The sequence below is a fragment of the Lactobacillus helsingborgensis genome, assembly GCF_003173695.1.
In the GTDB taxonomy this organism is placed as follows: domain Bacteria; phylum Bacillota; class Bacilli; order Lactobacillales; family Lactobacillaceae; genus Lactobacillus; species Lactobacillus helsingborgensis.
The window spans coordinates 439764-459575 of the sequence record NZ_CP029544.1 but is presented as its reverse complement, the minus strand read 5'-3'; the positions used below and the strand labels follow the sequence as shown (position 1 = coordinate 459575).

Here is a 19812-nt window from a genome sequence, read left to right as displayed (position 1 = left end):
TTCTCTAAAGTTGCTGAGCCTGAAACTGCTGGTCATTCAATACCAAACGGCCAAGTTCGTCAAACAGTGCCACATTTCCCGTTGTGAAGTATTCGTGTTTACCTTCTGCTGTGTTAGCAGAGAACAGCTGGTCTCTTTTCATAACGTTATATGTATACTGAGCAACTTGGTCTGCCGGATCAATTATTTGGACATCAGGTTTCAAGCACTGAGCAAATTCTTTTTGAATAATTGGGTAATGAGTGCAGCCTAAGATTAAGGTATCAAAGTCCAAATTACTAATCGGTGCCAAAGTCTTTTTAAGCTCGGTCATATAGGCTTTATGACCCGCATCAGCTTCAATTAAAGGCACAATTTTAGGAGCAGCTAGTTCAATAGTCTCTATTTGCTGATCACGTGTTTGAATTTCCTTTTGGTAAGCATGTGAACCGACTGTCATTTTTGTAGCCACTACAGCAACCTTTTTATTTTTGGTAGTATTTGCTGCTGCCAGTGCACCCGATTGGATTACGCCAATTATTTGGGGCTCAATTTCCTTTTGAATAAAGTTCATGGCCACAGCAGTCGCTGTATTACATGCAAATATAATCAACTTGACGTTTTTACTTAATAAAAACTTAACACTTTGGGTCGTTAGGGCAATTATTTCTTCTTTTGTCTTGTCCCCATAAGGAATATGGGCATTATCACCAATAAAAACAGTCGATTCGTGAGGCATCTTGGCAATAATTTTTTTAACTACTGTCAACCCACCAACACCAGAATCCAGCAAGCCAATTGGTCGATTATCCATAATAAAAGTCTCCCTAAATAATTTATACTTCAATCAATTTTACGGTAAAATAAAAGAAAATAAAAGGGATGAATTTCTTTATGCAAGACAATAACCAACATGAACACGTATATTTTGTTAATCAACTATACCGCGACTTCTTATTACCTACTATTTTAGGCACAGATAATGATGCTATTCTTTATTGGGGTGGCAAGCGTATTGCCCGGAAATATGACTTATTGTCATTTGAAGATGTGGTTAGCTTTTTTAATACTGCCGAATTTGGCTTATTGGAAAAGACCAAAACCCATCGCAATGAAGAAGTTTTCAAATTAACAGGTCAAAGCGTCACGGACCGCATTAATAGTGGCAGTCAGGAGTTTTCCTTAGAAGCTGGAATAGTTGCCGAAGCAATACAAAAGGAAACCGGTCGCACAACCGAATGTGAAATAAAAATAGATGACCGCAAAAAGGAAGTAAAATTGCTGGCAAAATTTGATTAAATTCTCAAAAAACAAATAATTTAGTTTTTTACCATTTTTGCAATATTATTAAAGTAGGAATGGAGGAAATAAGATGCTAAGAGAATTTAAAGAATTTATTGAACGTGGCAATGTTATTGATTTGGCCGTTGGTGTAATTATTGGTGGTGCTTTTACCAACATTGTTAATTCATTGGTAAACAATTTGATCAATCCACTTTTAGGTTTATTTATCGGGAAGATTGATCTCTCCAACTTGGTATTTAAAGCAGGTGGAGCCACCTTCAGGTACGGTGAATTTATCAATACAGTCATTAACTTTATAATTATTGCTTTTATTGTCTTTTTGCTAGTTAAAGCTGTCAATAAAGTAATGAGGCATAATGACCAAAAACAACCAGCTGGTCCGTCTGCTGAAGATTACCTTAAAGAAATCCGCGACTTATTAAAAGAAAAAAGCAATTAAAAAAATTCCTGCATTTGCAGGAATTTTTTATTTAGTATATTGATCTAAAATCTGACTAAGTTTTGCCTTAGGGGTATAACCGGTAATACGGTCAACAATTTCACCATTCTTCTTGATCAATAAAGTAGGAATAGCCATGACCCCTAAAGAACTAGGTACTTCTTTATTTTGGTCAACATCCATCTTAGTAAACTTGACGTCTTGGCGTTCCTCAGCTAATTCATCAACTACTGGTGATTGCATTTTACATGGACCACACCAAGTTGCCCAAAAGTCTGTTAAAACGACACCGTCTTTTGTTTCTTCTTCAAAGTTCTGATCTGTAAGTTCATCAACCATGAAAAAACCTCCTTTAAGGAAAATATTTTTATCTATTGATATTTTCATTATAGCAAGTAGACTTACTTTTTACAAGTAAAGCAATTTACTGCAAATGAACTATGGTTGCACCATTGCCACCTTCATTGGCCGGGGCATAATTGTAGCTCTTAACATGTTTACTTGTCTTTAAATATTGCCAGACACCTTTTCTAATGGCACCTGTGCCAATACCATGAATAATTGTCACAACATCTAGTCCGGACAATAACGCTGAATCAATGTAGCGGTCTAAGTTGGTCATTGCTTCATCATAACGCTGACCACGCAAGTCAAGCTCACTTCTAATATTACTGCGCCTGCTGGCGCTGACAGCGCTCACCTTTGGTTTAGATTGTGACTTTTGCTGCGAGCCAATTTTTTCAATATCACGATCACTAACTTTAACCTTGATGATCCCCATCTGCACTTCGTATTCATGTTCAGCTAATTTTTTGGTAATCGTGCCAGTCTGTCCGTATGACAAGACCTTTACTTGATCACCCACGTTAACATGATGCCGTCTTTTTTCACGTTGTAACACCCGATTATGGGCTAGGTTTTCGTTTTGCCGTTCAAGCTGATTAAATTCACCTTTGGCTGCAATTATCTCGTTTTGCTTCACATTCCCCTTTTGCTGTTCAAGCTGCGCTATAATTTTATCAGCTTTTTTGCGACTTTTAGCTACTACTTCGTTAGCCCTTTCTTGCGCAAATTCCAACTGCTTTTGTACACGTTGATTGTACCAATCAAGCGCCTGCTCAAGTTTTAATTCCAGTTTTTGTGCCCGATCAAGGCTGGTTGCTAAATGGTTATGCGCATCTGTTGCCGCTTTGGTTTGTTTGGTTAATTCAGTAATCATCTGGTTAATATCAACATTTTGGTCACTCATTAATCCTTGAGCTTTTTTAACAACATCTTCACGCATACCAAGTCTCCGTGCAATTGCAAAAGCGTTACTATGACCAGGAATACCAATCTGTAAACGGTAGGTCGGAGACAAAGTTTTTAGGTCAAATTCCATTGATGCATTAGTCGTTCTTTCACGGTTATAACCATATAATTTTAGTTCAGGATAGTGCGTGGTAACAATAATCTTGGCTTTTCGTTGGCGCAAAAAATCTAAAATACTGATTGCAAGGCTTGCACCTTCTTCTGGATCTGTTCCAGCACCGATTTCATCTATTAAGACCAGTGTTTCGGCGTCTACTTTTTTCATAATTTTAACAATACCGTTAATGTGTGAAGAAAAAGTACTTAATGACTGCTCAATAGATTGTTCATCCCCAATATCAGCACAAATATCCTTAAAAATACCTGCTTTACTGCCTTCTGCAGCTGGAATGAAAAGACCAGACTGCGCCATTAGTTGTAAAATACCAACTGTCTTTAAGGTAATAGTCTTACCGCCAGTATTAGGCCCCGTGATTAAAATAGTATCAAAATCTTCGCCTAAGCGAATGTCATTTGCTACTACCGTTTTGGGGTTGATCAAGGGGTGTCGCGCCTGCAAAAACGACAAAGATTGATCACGAGTTAGTCTTGGTTCAGTTGCTCTCATACTTTGAGCCAATCTTGCTTTAGCCTGAATAAAATCTAATTTAACTAAGCCGGCAGCAATATTATCAATATTATCAACTTCAACGCGAGCCAGATCAGATAAATGATGCAGGATACGATTAATTTCTCTTCTTTCTTTTGCCAAGAGATTTTGCTGGCGGTTATTAAGGTTTAAAACAGCACTGGGCTCAATAAATAATGTTTGTCCACTAGCACTTTGGTCATGAACAACGCCGCCAAATTTATTACGATACTCTTGCTTAACCGGAATAACATAGCGTTCATCCCTAATCGTCACAATCTGTTCAGATAAATATTTGCTACTGCTGCCCTTGATGTAGCCATCCATTCTATCTTTGATTTCTGCATCATTACTTTTTAGTTCATGACGCAAATGAGACAACTCACTTGATGCAGCGTCAAGCATTTCTCCATCAAAATCAAGTGAACGGTTAAGCGTGGCGTATAAAGACTGCGGTACTTCCAATTGCGCTAATATTGGACTGATTACCGTTAAATCTAATTTTTCTGCATCAGTATTAGTAAAAAATTCGTTAATTTCATTTGCCAATGCTAAAACCAATAATAAATTACCTAATTCTTTAGCATTTAGGTTTGCTTTAATCCGTAAGCGCTTAGTACTAGGTCTGACATCAGTAAAATCTGTTAAAGGTAATTGCCCCTTAATCCGCAATATATCTGCACCTGCAAGTGTCTGCTTTAATGCCAGTTCAACTTGAGCAAAATCACTACTGGGAACAAGATTTATTGCTTTCATTTTCGCTGGTCTGGTTATAGCCAACTGCTCCAATTGCTCAGTAATTTTTGCAAATTCTAAAGTTTTTAATATTTTATCATTCATTAGTTCTCTATTTATTATCTTGAATAAAAAAGGCTGGCTTGGCCAGTCTTTTTGTTATTCTCCACTTAAGCGATCATCGTCCAAAAATGTATTCAATACACCTTGAACCATGTTCCATTCATCATCTGCTTCAATCTCATGCAAGTCGCTACTGGTTACATCTCCTGCAGAATCTGCATCATAACTGAAGGCTAAAACTTCAATTTCATCTTCATCATCAGCAGCTGCTGGATACAGCAGTATGTATGATTTATCGTAGTCATCTGAATGAAATGTGAATAAAATTTCATATATTTCTTCGTTACCCTGATCATCGATCAAGGTAATTTGACGGTCATCGCCGTTAATATCTTGTGCCATATTAATCCTTTCGGTTTAGATCCAAATAGTTTTGCAGAATCAAAGCAGCAGCCATTTGGTCTACTACTTTTTTGCGTTGATGACGGTTATGCATGCCAGCTTCTTCAACTAAAACCCGTTCTGATTCAACTGTTGTTAAACGTTCATCGGAATAATAAACCGGCAACCCAAATTTTTGCTCTAAATGTTTACCGTAGTTCTTACTCCTTAAAACAGAGTGTCCAGAAGACCCATCCATGTTTTTAGGTAGGCCTAAGACAAAGCCTTCTGGCTCATATTGACGCACAATTTTTTTAATTGCACGCATACCAAAATTATAACGCGTTTCATCAATAGGGATAGTTTCAAGCATTTGCGCAGTAATACCTAATTCATCACTAACCGCAACACCTACTGTCTTTGACCCAACATCTAAACCAACTAGTCGCATTATTTATCTTTTCCAAGATAATTTTTGACAAGCTCTTCAATAATTTCATCGCGTTCGTGCTTCAAAATTAAATTACGAGCATCATTATGCCGTGGAATATATGCTGGATCGCCAGACAATAGGTAACCAACAATTTGGTTAACCGGATTATAACCTTTTTCTTCTAAAGCATTATAAACGTCCTGCAAAGTATCATGCACATTTTTGCCTTTATTTTCATTAAAGTCAAAATGCATCGTTTTATCTAGCGAACTCATAATCATTCCTCCTAGCATAATTTTACTTGAAAAATAGTACAAACTCAATCAATTAATTTTTTGATATCGCTGTGATTACTGTCTGAATAGCCTTTTTAAGACCCTCAGGTTTTTTACCACCTGCTTGTGCCATATCAGGACGACCGCCTCCGCCGCCACCAAAGATTGGCGCAACTTGCTTAATCAAGTCTCCTGCTTTAAGCCCCTTTGCTAGTGCCTTTTCTTTCAAGCTAATAATCATATTAGCCTTACCCGCGCTAGCACTTGCCAAGACAAGCACATCAGATTTATTACCGTTCTTCCAAGTATCAGCAAACTCACGCAAATCTTTCATACTGTTTGCATCAACCTCTTGCGCAATCACACTTAAATCTCCTGCTTGCTCTACGTTATTAAAGATAGAGTTGGCTTTGCTTTGATTAATTTGCAAGTTCAAATCTTCAACCAGCTTTTGACTATCATGCAAGTCTTTTTCAAGAGAATCAACTTTATCAATAATATCTTCAGGCTTAGTTGATTTTACTTCTGCCTGTATCTCATCTAACAGTTCTGATCTATTAGCCAGGTATTCATAAGCCTTTTTAGAAACGACAGCTTCAATTCTTCTCATCCCCGCACCAATAGCTGATTCGGAAATAATCTTGAAAATACCGATTTGATTAGTATTAGCACAATGCGTACCACCACAAAATTCAATTGAAAAATCTGCCATTTGGACAACCCGGACTTTATCACCGTATTTGCCATCAAATAATGCTAGCGCACCCATTTTTCTACCATTTTCTGGATCTGTAATCGTTGTTTGAACCTCTATTGCAGCCCAGATTTTTTGATTTACCAGATTTTCGACCGATTTAATTTCCTTATCTGTCATTGGTTCAACAGCTGTAAAATCGAAACGCAGATAATCAGGTTCAACTAAACTGCCGGCTTGATGAGTATGCTCACCTAAGACGCTTCTAAGTGCTGCATGTAATAAGTGAGTAGCAGTATGTGAATGGCGCAAACCTTCACGGCGAACCCGGTCGATTTTTAATGTGTATTCTTCACCCTTTTTCAATGGTAAAATTACGTCAACAAAATGCATGTTCTGGTCATTCGGCGCATGTTGCACATCAGTTACCTGGGCTACAAGTTCTCCTTCTTGATCATAAATATTGCCGTGATCGGCAACCTGTCCACCACGTTCACCATAAAATGGCGTTTTATCAAAAATTAAAACAGCATTGTCGCCATCAGCTTTATCAACTAATTGGTCATTGACTATAATATCAATTAATTTGGCATGTTTTTCTTCATAAACGCCATATTCAAATTCTGACTTGTCCTTTAAATTCATCAAAGTTGCATCTTGAGAGCTCATTGATTGCAGATTACCCCGAGCTTTACGGGCACGTTCTTTTTGAGCAGCCATTTCAGCATCAAAACCTTTTTGATCAACTTTTAAACCTGCATCCTGGGCAGTTTCAAAGGTAAGTTCGTATGGGAAACCGTAAGTATCAAATAATTTAAAGGCGTCTTTACCAGAGATGGTCTTATCATTTGAACTCTGCGCTTTGACAATTAAGTCATTTAGCAGAGACAAACCGGATTCAAGTGTCAGTTGAAATCTTTCTTCTTCATTTTTAATTACCTTGGCAATAAAGTCTTTTTGATTAGTAACTTCTGGATAGTGACTCTCCATGATTTTACCGACTACTGGCACCAATTTGTAGAGAAAAGCACCTTTAATGCCCAACCTTTGACCATTTAAATCTGCCCGACGAATTAAACGCCGTAAAACATAGCCCCGGCCTGTATTTGATGGCAAAGCACCATCAGCAATAGCGAAACTAACAGTACGAACGTGATCGGCAATAATCTTGAAAGCAGTAGTATCGGCATTATTAGTGCCATATTTTTTGCCAGCTGCCATTTTTTCGGTTTCATGAATAATCGGCAAAAAGAGGTCAGTTTCAAAGTTAGTTGGTGCATCTTGCAAAATAGACAAAACACGCTCTAGGCCCATACCGGTATCAATATTCTTATGTGGTTGATCAACATACTTGCCATTTGCTAAGTGATTGTATTGTGAAAAGACGATATTCCAAATTTCCAAATAACGGGCATTTTCACCACCAGGGAAGTTTTCGGGATCATCTTCTGCCACGTCATTATTTTCTTGACCACGATCATAAAAGATTTCGGAGTCAGGACCGCAAGGACCTTCACCAATATCCCAGAAATTTTCTTCTAGCTTAACAATATGATCTTCAGGCATCCCAACTTCCAGCCAAATTTTGTAAGCTTCGGTATCTTTAGGATAAACCGTGCAGTATAGCTTTTCCTGATCTAAATCAAGCCAGTCTGGGCTCGTCAAAAATTCCCAAGCCCAAGTAATTGCTTCTTTTTTGAAATAATCTCCGACTGAAAAGTTACCCAGCATTTCAAAAAAGGTTTGGTGTCTGGCAGTTTTACCAACATTTTCAATATCATTGGTTCTAATGGACTTTTGTGAACTGGTAATCCGGTGATTCTTAGGGACTACAGAACCGTCAAAATATTTCTTCATGGTTGCTACACCAGAGTTTATCCACAGCAAAGTTGGGTCATCTTGTGGGATTAAAGATTGACTCGGCAATACCATGTGTCCGTGCTGCTTGAAGAAATCCAAAAACATTTGTCTAAATTCTGAACTTGTCAGTTTCTTCATCAAATATATCTCCCTTTTTGCCAAAATAAAAACACCGTTGCTTACTTTAAGGACGCCTTTAAACGCGGTACCACCTCAATTGCAACAGTGTTTGTTACCTCTTAATTATTTTTATTTGTTGAACTTTAAGGAGCATTTTTTAAGTAACAGTAAATCTTTTTCACCAGACGATTCTCTCTTTGAACTGCAAATCTTAAAAAACATATCTTAAGTTAACAGTAATTGTACTACTTGCATAGTTTTTGTCAATAACTGGACAATTTATACTAAGTTATGCACAAAATATCCACTTTCATATTAGCGGTAAAAATCATCAAAAACAGTTACCGGTAAATGCCGCTTATGCTCACTTTTGCGCCACAAAGCTTCGATCTTTTCTGCTGCCTCGTCTGCTACAGTCTGCCCTTCCAAATAATTATCAATATCGTGATAGCTGACACCTAAGGCTTTTTCATCAGGTAGACCCGGCTGTTCTTCTTCCAGATCTGCAGTTGGTGCTTTGTGATACAAATGCTCTGGGCAATTTAAAAACTTGAGCATCTGCTTGCCTTGTCTTTTATCCAAGCGGAAAAGTGGTGTTAAATCTGCCGCACCGTCACCATATTTAGTGTAGAAGCCGCTAAAGTTTTCAGCTGCGTGATCTGTCCCGACAACAGCACCGTTATTAGCTCCTGCAATAGCATACTGTACTACCATACGCTCACGGGCCTTAATATTGCCTTTATTGAAATCCGTAATTTCTTGCCCTGCTTCATGCAAACTGGTTACCAAAGCATCGACAGCAGGCTTGATATTGACGATTAAGTCTTGATCGGGCTTTTGAAAAGCTACTGCATCTGCTGCATCCTGTGCATCTGTCTGAACACCGTATGGTAAACGAACTGCAATAAATTGGTAGGAGTTGTCGCCCGTTTCAGCGCGCATTTCTGCAATCGCCATCTGGCAAAGTTTACCAGCTAGAGTAGAATCTTGACCGCCCGATATTCCCAAAACATAAGTTTTCAAAAAAGAATTAGCTTTGAGATAATCTTTCAAGAAATCAATTGACCGTCTCACTTCTTTTTCAGGGTCAATTTGGGGTAAAACATGTTCATAGGCAATGATTTTTTCTTGCAACGGTCTCATTGTGCAGCAACTCCTTTGTTGATATTATTGCGAATATCTTGAATGATATTCATTTTACTGTCATATAAATCTTGGGATAAGTCAACTGGATATTCTTGCGGGTTCAGGCTGCGCTTATATTCTTCCCATAACCCGTCTAAATTAGCAGCACAGAACTTCTTAATATCAATTAATTTAGGTTGCTGATAAGTTAGTTTGCCATCAACAAAAATATCTTTTAAGAGAGGCTCAGCAGTATAATTAGTCACAACTTTGTTAATGTATGAATATTGTGGGTGAAACATGTACAATGAATCAAAATTGCGGGGATCTACGCCTACGCGCGCAATCCAGTCACCTTCATTTTTCTTTTCCGTATTAGCTGAAATCCGCCAAACCTGCTTTTTACCAGGTGTTGACACTTTCTCCACATTCGAAGAAATTTTTAATGTGTCACGCATACGATGTTGATCATCTTCAATTGAAACTAATTTATAAACAGCTCCTAGAGCAGGCTGATCATAAGCGGTAATGTACTTGGTACCAATACCCCAAACATCTATCTTAGCGCCCTGCATCTTTAAACTGGTAATTGTTGTTTCATCTAAATCATTAGAAGCGTAAATTTTAGCTTTAGTGTAACCAGCATTATCAAGTTCACGGCGAACCTGCTTTGAAATATAGGCCATGTCTCCTGAATCAATTCTTACGCCTTGGAAGTTTATCCGCTCTCCCATTTCATCAGCAACCCGAATTGCGTTGGGAACCCCACTTCTGACCGTATCGTAGGTATCAACCAAAAATACACAGTCCTTATGCGTTTCTGCATAAGCTTTAAATGCTTCGTATTCATTGCCAAAGGCTTCAACTAAAGAATGAGCATGAGTACCTGAAATTGGTATGCCAAACAGTTTACCGGCACGTACGTTGCTTGTTGAGTCAAAGCCACCAATATATGCTGCTCTGGTGCCCCAAAGTGCGGCGTCTGTTTCTTGTGCGCGCCGTGTACCGAACTCCATCACACCGTCACCTTGAACAGCCAATTTAACACGCGCCGCCTTAGTAGCAAGTAAAGTCTGGTAGTTAATAATATTTAAAATAGCAGTTTCTACTAATTGACATTGCGCAAGCGGTCCTTCAACTTGCAATAAAGGTTCATTGGCAAAAACAATTTCACCTTCCGGCATAGAACGAACTGTCAACTTCATTTTTAAATGACACAAATAGTCAATGAAGTCATCATCGTAACCAACTTCTTCTTTTAAGTACTTCAAATCACTTTCTTTAAACTTTAAGTTCTTTAAGTACATAATCACATGTTCTAGACCTGCATAAACGGAATAGCCATTGCCAAATGGTTCTTGACGATAGTACGCTTCAAAAACAGCGTTACGCTCCGCAATTCCTTTTTTAAAGTAGGTATACATCATATTAATTTCATACAGGTCTGTATGAAGGGTTAACGAATCATCTTTATCCAATTCTTGGTAAAACATTCTGTCCTCTTAACTAATTTCACTAAATATTTTTGTTTTATTATAAACATTTGTGGACTTTTTAACAATCTTACCAACTCAAAGGATAGTGTCATACACCCGCAAAATACTATCTAGCTGCTGGTGTAATGAAAAGTGCTTTACCACATAATTCTTTTCCCGATATGCCATTTCTTTCAGTTGTTTTTGGGGCATACTTATTGCCTGCTCTAAGGCAGAACAGATTGAAGAAACATCTCCAATTTGAGCCACAAAGCCATGCTCTTTATCAGGGATCATCATGTTAATATCACCAACTGCTGTCGATAATAGCGGCAGCAGATTGTCACTTGCTTCTAGTAAAACCAGAGGAAAGCTTTCAGAATAAGAAGTCAATACAGCTAGATCCATTCGCCGATATAAATTTTTCAACTGCTTATGTGTCATGAAACCTTGAAAAGTAACTTGTGGTCCTAAATTTAACTTCTGGGCTAAGTCTTTTAGTGCCTTTAATTGTGAACCATCCCCAGCAATAAATAAGTGCACGTTGGCATTGTTTAGTTCTTTCAAAGCTTTTAATAACAAATCCTGACCCTTAACTTTTTCAGTTCTGGCAACATTCACAATATTAAAGTTAGGGTGTTCGTATTTTGCCGGAATTTCACTGTCTTGATGAAAAAAAGTGCCATTATAAATGACATGAACTTTTTCAGCTTTTACCTTTGCCTTCTTTACCACTAAATCGGCAAATCTTTTGGTAACAGCAAAAATACAATCTGCCTTACGAATAGCACTGAGGTTAATTTTGGTAAACAATTTTCCACTCATACCGCGATCAGCAAAATCAAGATAGGGATCTGAATGGATAGTTATGCACCATTTAGCAGTTATTTTGCGCCTAATTAGGGAAACAAACAGGTTTGCACGGGCACCATGAGTATGAACAATTTGATAATCGCCATTATTAATAAATTCAGTGAGTTTTTTTAAACTTCTTAAGTCATAGCGGCTTGTTATTCCCAAAACATGCACCTTTATTTTTGCAGTTCTTGCAGCTTGAGCAACGGGTCCATCGCTTAAACAGAGCAAAGAAAAGTCTTGCTGCTCACTTTTTGCCTGCTTTAACAGGTTGATAATATGCGTCAAACCGCCGCCATTTTCCAGACCGGCATTAACATGCAAAACTTTCATAATTATTCTTTTCCCTTTTTTGATTTGTAAACTTCATTAACAAATCGTGGTAAAACCAGCATTCTTTTATAACGTGAAGGATTTTTAAGCAGGCGATAAAACCATTCTAAATGAGCTGACTGCCAAATTTGCGGAGCGCGTTTTGTCTTTCCTGAAAAAACGTCAAAACTGCCGCCAACTCCCATCATCAAAGCAGGTAATAAATTTTTACGTAAAATAGATAAAAGCTGTTCTTGCCGGGGTGAACCTAACGCAGCAAAAACTAAATCAGGTTCGGTGCGCTCAATTTGATAAGCAACAAGTTCAAGGTCTTCGTTAAAATACCCGTCCTCAGCACCAACTAGTTGAATATCAGAATAATCACGTGCAATTTTTGCCTGGATAGCATGTATTACATCAGGTTTGGCTCCTATCAGGTATACCCGTAGTCCCCGTTCATTAGCTAATTTCATCAGCCAAACAAATAAATCATAGCCGGTTACCCGTTGTTTAATAGGCTTTTTTAACATCTGACTTGCCTTAACAATACCAATACCGTCAGCAGTGATATAATCAGCATCGTAAGTTAAAATTTTCATGAATTCAGGATTTTCATTAGCTGCCATGACAATTTCTGGGTTGGCGGTAACGATCAAAGTTGATTTGTGGGTGTTAATTCGGCCAATAAATTCGTTTTGAAACTGAGTAAAACTTTTATTATCGAAATTAACTCCTAAAATATTTACTTTAGCCATAACTATCTCCTACCATTCAATTTACTTTTATTTTACCAAATTAATATCCATTTCTGGACATGCTTTACCTTTTCTATAAATATGATACTATTAACTCGTCAAAATAATAGGAGTACCGATATGAAAAAAATTATTACTTACGGCACATTTGATTTGTTGCATTATGGTCATGTTCGTTTATTAAAGCGCGCACGTGAACTTGGAGATTACCTGATTGTAGGCTTATCAACCGATGAATTTAATCAGTTGCAAAAGCATAAAGAATCTTATAATACTTATGCGGAGCGTAAATATATTCTTGAAGCCATTCGTTACGTCGATGAAGTTATTCCTGAAAAAGACTGGCAACAAAAAACCAATGATGTTAAAAAATACGGCATTGACACTTTTGTGATGGGAAATGATTGGCAAGGCAAATTTGACTTTTTAAAACCTTATTGCAAAGTAGTTTATTTGCCGCGAACGCCGGGAATCTCCACCACTAAAATCAAAAACGATTTGAAATAAAAAAACTCTGAACTAACTGATTGAAGTTAATTCAGAGCTTTTTATTTAGAAAAAGTAAACTCAAAACGATCTGCCACGTAGCTGGCCCTGGTGTATTCAAAAGGGGTACCGTCTGATAATTCCGTTACTTGCAAACGCGTAATCAGCGCCTCACCCTTTTTGGCATCGAGTAAACGCGCAGCATTTTCATTTGCGACAGCTGCAGAAATATGTTCAGTTACCCGACCAATACTATAGCCGCTTTTTTCTAAAGTTTGATATAAATGCGAAGAAATATCACTTTTTGACATATTCGCAATTACACTTTGCGGAATGGTTACTACTTCATAACAAATAGGAACATCATCGGCATAGCGAATTCGCTCCATCCGCAGAACTTCTTGTTTATCACTTAGGTCAAGCCTTTCCATTTCAGATAAAGACGGCTTACCAAAGCGATACGAAATCAACTTGCTGGATGGCGTTTGACCATTGGCATGGGTAATATCGGTAAATGACATAATACCTGACATTTTTTCCTGCACTTTTTGGTTAGCAACATACGTACCGCTACCCAAACGCTGCTCCAGGATCCCTTCATCTTCTAAAGTTTTTATCGCTTGACGCAATGTCATGCGGGAAACACCGAACTTTTGCGCTAATTGTCTTTCAGCTGGTATCTTGCTGCCAACTTGATAATCATGATTTTCTATTTCTCTTTTAATTTGATTATGAATTTTGATGTACATTGGTTCTTCCATGTATACACCCCCATTACATCTTTTATTATAATCTAAATTGGTCTATTTTGCATAAAGCGCTATCATTCACCTATTTACTTTTAACTTTTTTTGGTGGTCCATTTCATTCCCCACAGGCGAAATTCAGCATCTTGCCCACATTCAACAGTAATTGATTTATCACTCGTCGCAATCACAGTCGCATGCATTTGTGCCTTGTTTTCTACCGCTAAATTAGCTCCGTTAGAGTTAAAAATAAGGTCATGTCCTTCTAGTTGTGCATGATCACTAAGTGCTAAAAAATATTCATATTCATTACCACCATTGAAGGTAACCCGCCGAGAATTACAATCAACTTTATCCTGAAAATCAGCGTGATTAACAATCACAGAATTATTAAGTGTAAGCTGAGCTTCTCCTGTCGCAATTAAACGATTAAGCCGACTATTTTGAATAATAGCATGCGGCTTCTTTTCAAAATAAATACCACCTTTAGCTTCGCTGCCAATAATATTAACCCAAGCCTCATCTGTAACAAACATTCCAGTATCTTCTTGTGATAATACCGTGCTATTAAGCATGTTCAGCCAAACTTGTCCCTGCAACAGCAATGAGTCGACCTGAGAATTATTAACATCAAGCTCTACATTAGATTTTGTAAAAGTATCAATACTACCTTGAATGCGAGAATTATTAACTATAGCGGTACCGTGACCTTCTAAAGCTAAAGCACCGATATCTTTAGTAACATTTTTAATGGTAGAATCGTTCATCTCTAAGCGAAAATTTGCATCGGCAAATAAAGAAACGGAACCGTTCATTATCACAGTTGAATATAATTCAAGAGTGACTTTACCATTTGCTGCAATAACAGCAGTATCATTGCCGAAGCCTTTAACTATACAATTGCGCAATGACAAAAAAGCGTTTGCTTCTGCTGGCAAAAACAAACTATTAGCGTCATCAACCGTATTAATACATAAGTTTTCTAAATTAATAAACTGACTGCCAGCATCAACGTTAACATAACCAAGTATTGTTGTATCTTCAGGCAGATTGCCAGTTCCTTTAATTGTGATATCAGATAGATATATTCCTGTAGGCAATTCATAAAATCCGGGCTCTAATAAGAGAACATCATCTGCACGCAAGTCTTTTAAGGCATCGTGCCAGCTGATTTCCTTGCCACCAGCGCCCACTCGCACAAGTCTTGACATAAATTTCCCTTCTCAATTAAAAGTAAGCTAGCATCTATTGTACTATGATTAGCGCAAAAATAGTTAAAATTTACCGATTTGATTTTTGAGCTAAATAACAGCTCTATTGCAATTAAAAATAACCATTGAATTTGTCAAACTACAATTTGCTAACTTCATAAAATAATATATACAATATTGTTTTTGCATATAAATACTACTTTATTAACATTGGTTCAGACCAATTATATACGATTTTTTATAAATAACATTTTTTATATTTTGTGAAATAAATAACTAATAAATTACCGTGCATAGTAATGACTATTTTGGCTTTTTTAGATAACAAAAAGTATTTAATTCCTCGATATAAATAGTTGACCTACCATAAAAAATGCTGTATACCCTATGGTAAAGGTAAATGTATAAATTACATAAAGAGGTTTTAATTATGCTAAAGTTTAATAATGGAGAGGGGAAAAATAACGCCTATTATTTTTCAAAAAATAACAGGGTTAAGTTTTTTTCTTATAGTTTAATTGCAAGCGCTTTAATCGGTTCAGCTATGGTAACTACTGAAAAAGCGGTCTATGCCAGTGTTAACTCGTCACCCATTTCAGTAAGTAATTCTGACACCAAAAATAATAACAGTTTTAAAAATAACATTACTGTTAAGTCAGAAATTGAAAATAGTGTTACCAAAAGCACACAAAACGAAAAATTTACCGCTCGCGGTAAAGATAACAAGTGTGACTGGACCTATAACGAGGACACAAAGACCTTAACAATTAAAGGTGGGGTTTTGTCAGCGACACCAATCAGCCAGATATTGGCAGATCATGATTACGAAGGTGAAAAAGTTAGTCCTAGCGATATTCAATATATTAAGTTTGAATTAGTGATGGCTGATTATGGCGAGTATCTAAAAGCTGGCCTAGCACGTAATTCCAGTAGCAAGTTTGCTAATTTACCGAATTTAATTGGTTTTATCGGTCTAGATAATGTTGATGCCAGCAATGCCAGTGATTTAAGCAGTTTATTCGCTAATGACGTTAGTCTCAAGCAGCTTGATTTGAGCTCATGGGATACACTCTCAAATAGGGACATGAACAGCATGTTTAAAAATGATGTTCAATTAACTGAGGTCAATTTAGATAATTTTAGGACTGACAGTGTCTTTGATTTCAGTCACATGTTCGAGGGTGACACTTCATTAACAACTCTAAAATTGGCTAACTGGAAAACCGGCAATGTCAAAAACATGAGTTATATGTTTAATGGGATAGCTGCTACGGATTTAGATGATATTACTTCTTGGCAAACATATAACGTCACTAATATGAGCTATATGTTCAATGATCCTAATTTAAGGCAATTAAACTTAAGCCACTGGGATACGGGTAACATTTTTGAAATGACAAGCATGTTAGACGGACTAGGCAATAACAGTAATGGTTTTATTCTTAGTCTCGGAAAGCATCGACTGAAATCAGCAGCTTTTGCCACTTTCAAAATGCCTAAGGTTATCCCAGTAAGTAATGGCAGCATAGCTAAACCTGCAGGAAAAGCAATTTCGGTAGCAGAATTAGCAAAATTATACGATAAAGAAGATGTCAATTGTCCAGCTGAAACCTATGTCAGTCGGCCTATAACTTGGTCTAATGGTTCAATTGATCTAGATCACACCACTAGTGAGAATCACTTACCTGTTGATAAAGGGGGCTCCAATTTTGAGTCCAATAATTCTGCCGCTGGTTCAGTCGGAACCACCACAGGTGTTTCAACTAATGTCCCTCCTGTTTCTGCTCCCGCTAGTGAAGTCCAAAATAGCAACAAAGCCACAGAAGATGAGCCGGTCGCAATACCAGCTAAAGATGAAAAGCAAACGGTAGAGCCGCAGTCAGTTGATAGCAACAATGTTAAGGCGCCACGTACAATTTATTGCTCAATTCAGGTTTATGATAAAACAGGCAGTCCAATTCAAGGCTTTATTCTTAAACCGGGAATGACTGTTGAAACTTTCGGTACACAAACTATTAATAACCAAAAGTTTTATAAACTGGGTAAAAATATTTTTGCCAACTTACAAGACATTGAGGGTAAGAAAAGAAAAATTAAACACAATTCATTCGTTTATAACAAAAAAGGCAAAAGAATTCGTAAATTACTGGTAAAGAAAGGCAAATCAGTTCGGGTTTATGGTAATCCGATCAAAATTAAAAAGAAGTTCTACTATGTAATTGATAAGAATAAGTATATTAAGGTTAATAACATAGCCTGAAGTAACAAAAGACGACTCGTACGAGTCGTCTTTTTGATTATTGGGTTAGCTGGATTCGAACCAGCGCATACTAGTACCAAAAACTAGTGCCTTACCGCTTGGCTATAACCCAGTGATAATGGAGGAGGGTGGATTCGAACCGCCGAACTCAGAGAGAGCGGTTTTACAGACCGCCGCGTTTAGCCACTTCGCTACTCCTCCGTCACGCACGTTAATTATAATACCGAAAAACGTACGTGATTGCAAGCAAAATTTGCTTAAAAATTATTTCTTATTTTCTTTAACAAACTTTTCTAATCGCTTCAATCCCTCTTTAATTTGATCCATAGCAACAGCGTAAGAAAATCTGATATAGCCTTGTCCGCCCTCACTAAAGCTAGAGCCTGCAGAAACAGCTACATGAGCTTTATCAACCAGTTCATAGATAAATTGATTATCATCTTGGTCAAAGCCCTCTGGTATTTTGGCAAAGATATAGAATGCGCCTTGGGGTTTAGCACATTCAAAGCCTAATTTAGTTAAACCGGCATATAGAACATCGCGCCGCTTTTGAAATTCTTCTTTCATTGGCAGTGCATCATCCATTCCGTTCTTAAAGGCTTCTTCTGCTGCATCTTGCATTGGTGTTGGTTCAGTTGTGGCAATTGCTTGGTGAATTTTTGCAATTTGCTGCAAAATATCTTTTGGAGCACAAACAATCCCAATACGGTAACCGGTCATGGCCCATGACTTGGAAACGCCGTTCATTAAAATAACTTGGTCATGCAATGATTTTTCCATTGATGCGTGCGGCTGGTCATAGTTTAATTCACTATAGATTTCATCACATAGCGCAAAAATTGGTTTGTCGCGGATAACATCTGCTAATGCGTCCAATTCATCTTGACTATACATTACCCCAGTTGGGTTAGTCGGATAATTCATGACCAGCATTCGCACCCGGTCTCCGTACTGATCAATTACCTTTTGCAATTTTGCTGGCGTCAACTTAAAGCCGTCATCAGATGTGTTAACTTTAACAACTTCTATACCCTCATTAATAATATTTTCATCCGTCATATAGAGCGGAAAAATAGGCGTGGGTACAACCATCACGTCGCCAGAATTAAGAGTTGCTAAAACGGCATCAAAAATTGATTCAGTCACACCGGTAGTAACTAGTACCTCAGTTTCCGGATCATAATTTTGATCGTATTTTTTACTCAAAAACTGACTAGCGGCTTTGCGTAAGCTCATTGTTCCATTTGAAGGAGCATAGTGAGAATGATTTTCATCAATACTTCTCTTAGCAGCCTCCTTAATATGGTCAGGAGTATTAAAATCGGGTTCTCCGAGAGTAAATTTAACTACATCAGGGATTTTACTAGCGTAATCTGAAAATTTTAAGATTGGGCTAGAAGGGGTTTCAGCTAGTCCCTTGCGGACATATTTAATTAATTTTGCCATATCTTTCACCAAACTTTCTTTTTAATTATCTAAATTATACCTTTAATAAAATTATTTTTCTACAATATTTTTCTAATTTCCGGCTCATACAATTGGTATAAAACAAAATCGTTTTAATTAAAAAACACATTTAATTCAAAAATTAAAGGTGTCTGTTAAAATGCAGATTATCTTAGCCTTGTATTTGGTCTCTTAGTTTAATCATCGCAGGATAATTGTTGGTAAAAATACCTGCAACATGTTCCTGAAAATATTTTTTGGCAGTTTGGGGATCATCTACCGTCCAAATACGCTCAGTTATTGCTTCAGTCGCCGGCAAAAACTTTCCCGGATGAATACCAGCAAAATGATTATCTTTAACTAGTTTAGCCGAATTAGTTACATCCTCATCGGTTAAGTAACAATAAATTTGCTTAGGGTCAATCTCCTGACAATTTTTTAAAGTAACATAATCGAATGACGAGTAAATAATGGGATGAATAAAATGATAGTTCTGTGCGAGACTTAAAACGATTTTTTCAATTCCAGGATAATGAATAGTATTTGTTTTAAGCTCTAAATTAATCTGAAGATCGCGATTTTCGAGTAACGCAAATAATTCTTTCAGTTCTGGTACCCGCTCACCATTTGCTAGATGCAACTTTCTCAACTCTTGAAGAGTGTAGTCCTTAATATAGCCGCTACCATCAGTTGTACGATCAACCTTTTCATCATGCATAACTACTGGTACACTGTCTTTAGTTAAATGAACGTCAAATTCAATCCCTTCAGCCCCGTTTTCAACTGCGTTACGAAAACCTTCCATTGAATTCTCAGCAAATTTAGCGGGATAACCCCTATGGCCAAATACAATTGTTTTGTTGTTACCGCTATTCATATTTTTATGTTTGTTTTACCTCATTTTGAATATAAACATTA

19 protein-coding genes and 2 tRNA genes are annotated in these 19812 nt (G+C 37.3%); 4 read left to right on the top strand and 17 right to left on the bottom strand.

The window, feature by feature from the left end; genetic code table 11:
- Nucleotides 1–4: 4 nt before the first annotated feature.
- Complete coding sequence (gene murI / locus DLD54_RS02200; RefSeq protein ID WP_109918084.1) at nucleotides 5–793, bottom strand: glutamate racemase; 789 nt, start codon at nucleotides 791–793, stop codon at nucleotides 5–7.
- Nucleotides 794–873: 80 nt separating this feature from the next.
- Here murI and DLD54_RS02195 point away from each other — a divergent pair, with 80 nt between their 5' ends.
- Both DLD54_RS02195 and mscL read left to right on the top strand, forming a co-directional pair.
- Nucleotides 874–1278 (top strand): YslB family protein, encoded by a 405-nt coding sequence (locus DLD54_RS02195; RefSeq protein WP_038524923.1) that lies wholly within the window; start codon nucleotides 874–876, stop codon nucleotides 1276–1278.
- A gap of 73 nt (nucleotides 1279–1351) precedes the next feature.
- Nucleotides 1352–1723 (top strand): large-conductance mechanosensitive channel protein MscL, encoded by a 372-nt coding sequence (gene mscL / locus DLD54_RS02190; protein WP_038521509.1) that lies wholly within the window; start codon nucleotides 1352–1354, stop codon nucleotides 1721–1723.
- A gap of 27 nt (nucleotides 1724–1750) precedes the next feature.
- On the opposite strand, the gene trxA is transcribed toward mscL, so the two are convergent.
- The 10 genes from trxA to DLD54_RS02140 all read right to left on the bottom strand — a co-directional run bounded on the left by trxA (nucleotide 1751) and on the right by DLD54_RS02140 (nucleotide 12745).
- The gene (gene trxA / locus DLD54_RS02185) at nucleotides 1751–2062 is read right to left on the bottom strand and encodes a thioredoxin (RefSeq protein WP_034980713.1); all 312 of its coding nucleotides are present in this window, start codon (nucleotides 2060–2062) and stop codon (nucleotides 1751–1753) included.
- Between the two features lie 85 nt (nucleotides 2063–2147).
- Complete coding sequence (locus DLD54_RS02180) at nucleotides 2148–4502, bottom strand: endonuclease MutS2 (RefSeq protein WP_109918082.1); 2355 nt, start codon at nucleotides 4500–4502, stop codon at nucleotides 2148–2150.
- A 54-nt stretch (nucleotides 4503–4556) separates the two neighbouring features.
- Entirely contained in the window at nucleotides 4557–4862 is a 306-nt protein-coding gene (locus tag DLD54_RS02175) for a DUF1292 domain-containing protein (RefSeq protein WP_038521502.1), read from the bottom strand.
- A 1-nt stretch (nucleotide 4863) separates the two neighbouring features.
- Nucleotides 4864–5292 carry a Holliday junction resolvase RuvX gene (gene ruvX, locus DLD54_RS02170; protein WP_109918081.1) on the bottom strand — a complete coding sequence of 143 codons (429 nt, stop codon included), beginning with the start codon at nucleotides 5290–5292 and terminating at the stop codon, nucleotides 4864–4866.
- Complete coding sequence (locus tag DLD54_RS02165; protein WP_038521496.1) at nucleotides 5292–5549, bottom strand: IreB family regulatory phosphoprotein; 258 nt, start codon at nucleotides 5547–5549, stop codon at nucleotides 5292–5294. The genes ruvX and DLD54_RS02165 overlap by 1 nt, the downstream gene beginning before the upstream one ends.
- Nucleotides 5550–5601: 52 nt before the next feature.
- Nucleotides 5602–8241, bottom strand: a complete 2640-nt coding sequence (alaS, locus tag DLD54_RS02160) for an alanine--tRNA ligase (RefSeq protein WP_109918080.1) — start codon at nucleotides 8239–8241, stop codon at nucleotides 5602–5604.
- A 297-nt stretch (nucleotides 8242–8538) separates the two neighbouring features.
- A complete protein-coding gene (gene nadE / locus DLD54_RS02155) occupies nucleotides 8539–9366 on the bottom strand; it encodes an NAD(+) synthase (RefSeq protein WP_109918079.1) in 828 nt (275 codons plus the stop codon).
- A complete protein-coding gene (locus tag DLD54_RS02150) occupies nucleotides 9363–10841 on the bottom strand; it encodes a nicotinate phosphoribosyltransferase (protein ID WP_109918078.1) in 1479 nt (492 codons plus the stop codon). The genes nadE and DLD54_RS02150 overlap by 4 nt, the downstream gene beginning before the upstream one ends.
- A gap of 78 nt (nucleotides 10842–10919) precedes the next feature.
- Nucleotides 10920–12011 (bottom strand): glycosyltransferase, encoded by a 1092-nt coding sequence (locus DLD54_RS02145; RefSeq protein WP_109918077.1) that lies wholly within the window; start codon nucleotides 12009–12011, stop codon nucleotides 10920–10922.
- A 2-nt stretch (nucleotides 12012–12013) separates the two neighbouring features.
- A complete protein-coding gene (locus DLD54_RS02140; protein WP_109918076.1) occupies nucleotides 12014–12745 on the bottom strand; it encodes a WecB/TagA/CpsF family glycosyltransferase in 732 nt (243 codons plus the stop codon).
- Between the two features lie 120 nt (nucleotides 12746–12865).
- On the opposite strand from DLD54_RS02140, the gene tagD reads away from it, so the two are divergent.
- Entirely contained in the window at nucleotides 12866–13252 is a 387-nt protein-coding gene (gene tagD / locus DLD54_RS02135) for a glycerol-3-phosphate cytidylyltransferase (protein ID WP_038521479.1), read from the top strand.
- 41 nt (nucleotides 13253–13293) lie between these two features.
- Here the strand turns inward: tagD and DLD54_RS02130 are convergent, their stop codons facing one another.
- Together DLD54_RS02130 and DLD54_RS02125 are read right to left on the bottom strand one after the other, a co-directional pair.
- Nucleotides 13294–13992 (bottom strand): GntR family transcriptional regulator, encoded by a 699-nt coding sequence (locus DLD54_RS02130; RefSeq protein ID WP_038521477.1) that lies wholly within the window; start codon nucleotides 13990–13992, stop codon nucleotides 13294–13296.
- Nucleotides 13993–14072: 80 nt separating this feature from the next.
- Nucleotides 14073–15188 (bottom strand): hypothetical protein, encoded by a 1116-nt coding sequence (locus DLD54_RS02125; protein WP_109918075.1) that lies wholly within the window; start codon nucleotides 15186–15188, stop codon nucleotides 14073–14075.
- Nucleotides 15189–15618: 430 nt separating this feature from the next.
- Here DLD54_RS02125 and DLD54_RS02120 point away from each other — a divergent pair, with 430 nt between their 5' ends.
- A complete protein-coding gene (locus DLD54_RS02120; protein WP_158593313.1) occupies nucleotides 15619–17448 on the top strand; it encodes a BspA family leucine-rich repeat surface protein in 1830 nt (609 codons plus the stop codon).
- Between the two features lie 40 nt (nucleotides 17449–17488).
- Here DLD54_RS02120 and DLD54_RS02115 read toward each other — a convergent pair.
- The 4 genes from DLD54_RS02115 to DLD54_RS02100 form a co-directional block, all read right to left on the bottom strand.
- Nucleotides 17489–17560, bottom strand: a tRNA-Gln gene (locus DLD54_RS02115).
- A gap of 7 nt (nucleotides 17561–17567) precedes the next feature.
- A tRNA-Tyr gene (locus tag DLD54_RS02110) sits at nucleotides 17568–17649 on the bottom strand.
- Between the two features lie 63 nt (nucleotides 17650–17712).
- Nucleotides 17713–18894: an aminotransferase class I/II-fold pyridoxal phosphate-dependent enzyme gene (locus DLD54_RS02105; RefSeq protein WP_109918073.1), complete on the bottom strand. Its 1182-nt coding sequence runs from the start codon at nucleotides 18892–18894 to the stop codon at nucleotides 17713–17715.
- Between the two features lie 172 nt (nucleotides 18895–19066).
- On the bottom strand, nucleotides 19067–19771 hold the full coding sequence (locus DLD54_RS02100; RefSeq protein WP_038521465.1) for a glycerophosphodiester phosphodiesterase family protein: 705 nt from the start codon (nucleotides 19769–19771) through the stop codon (nucleotides 19067–19069).
- Between the last annotated feature and the right edge of the window lie 41 nt (nucleotides 19772–19812).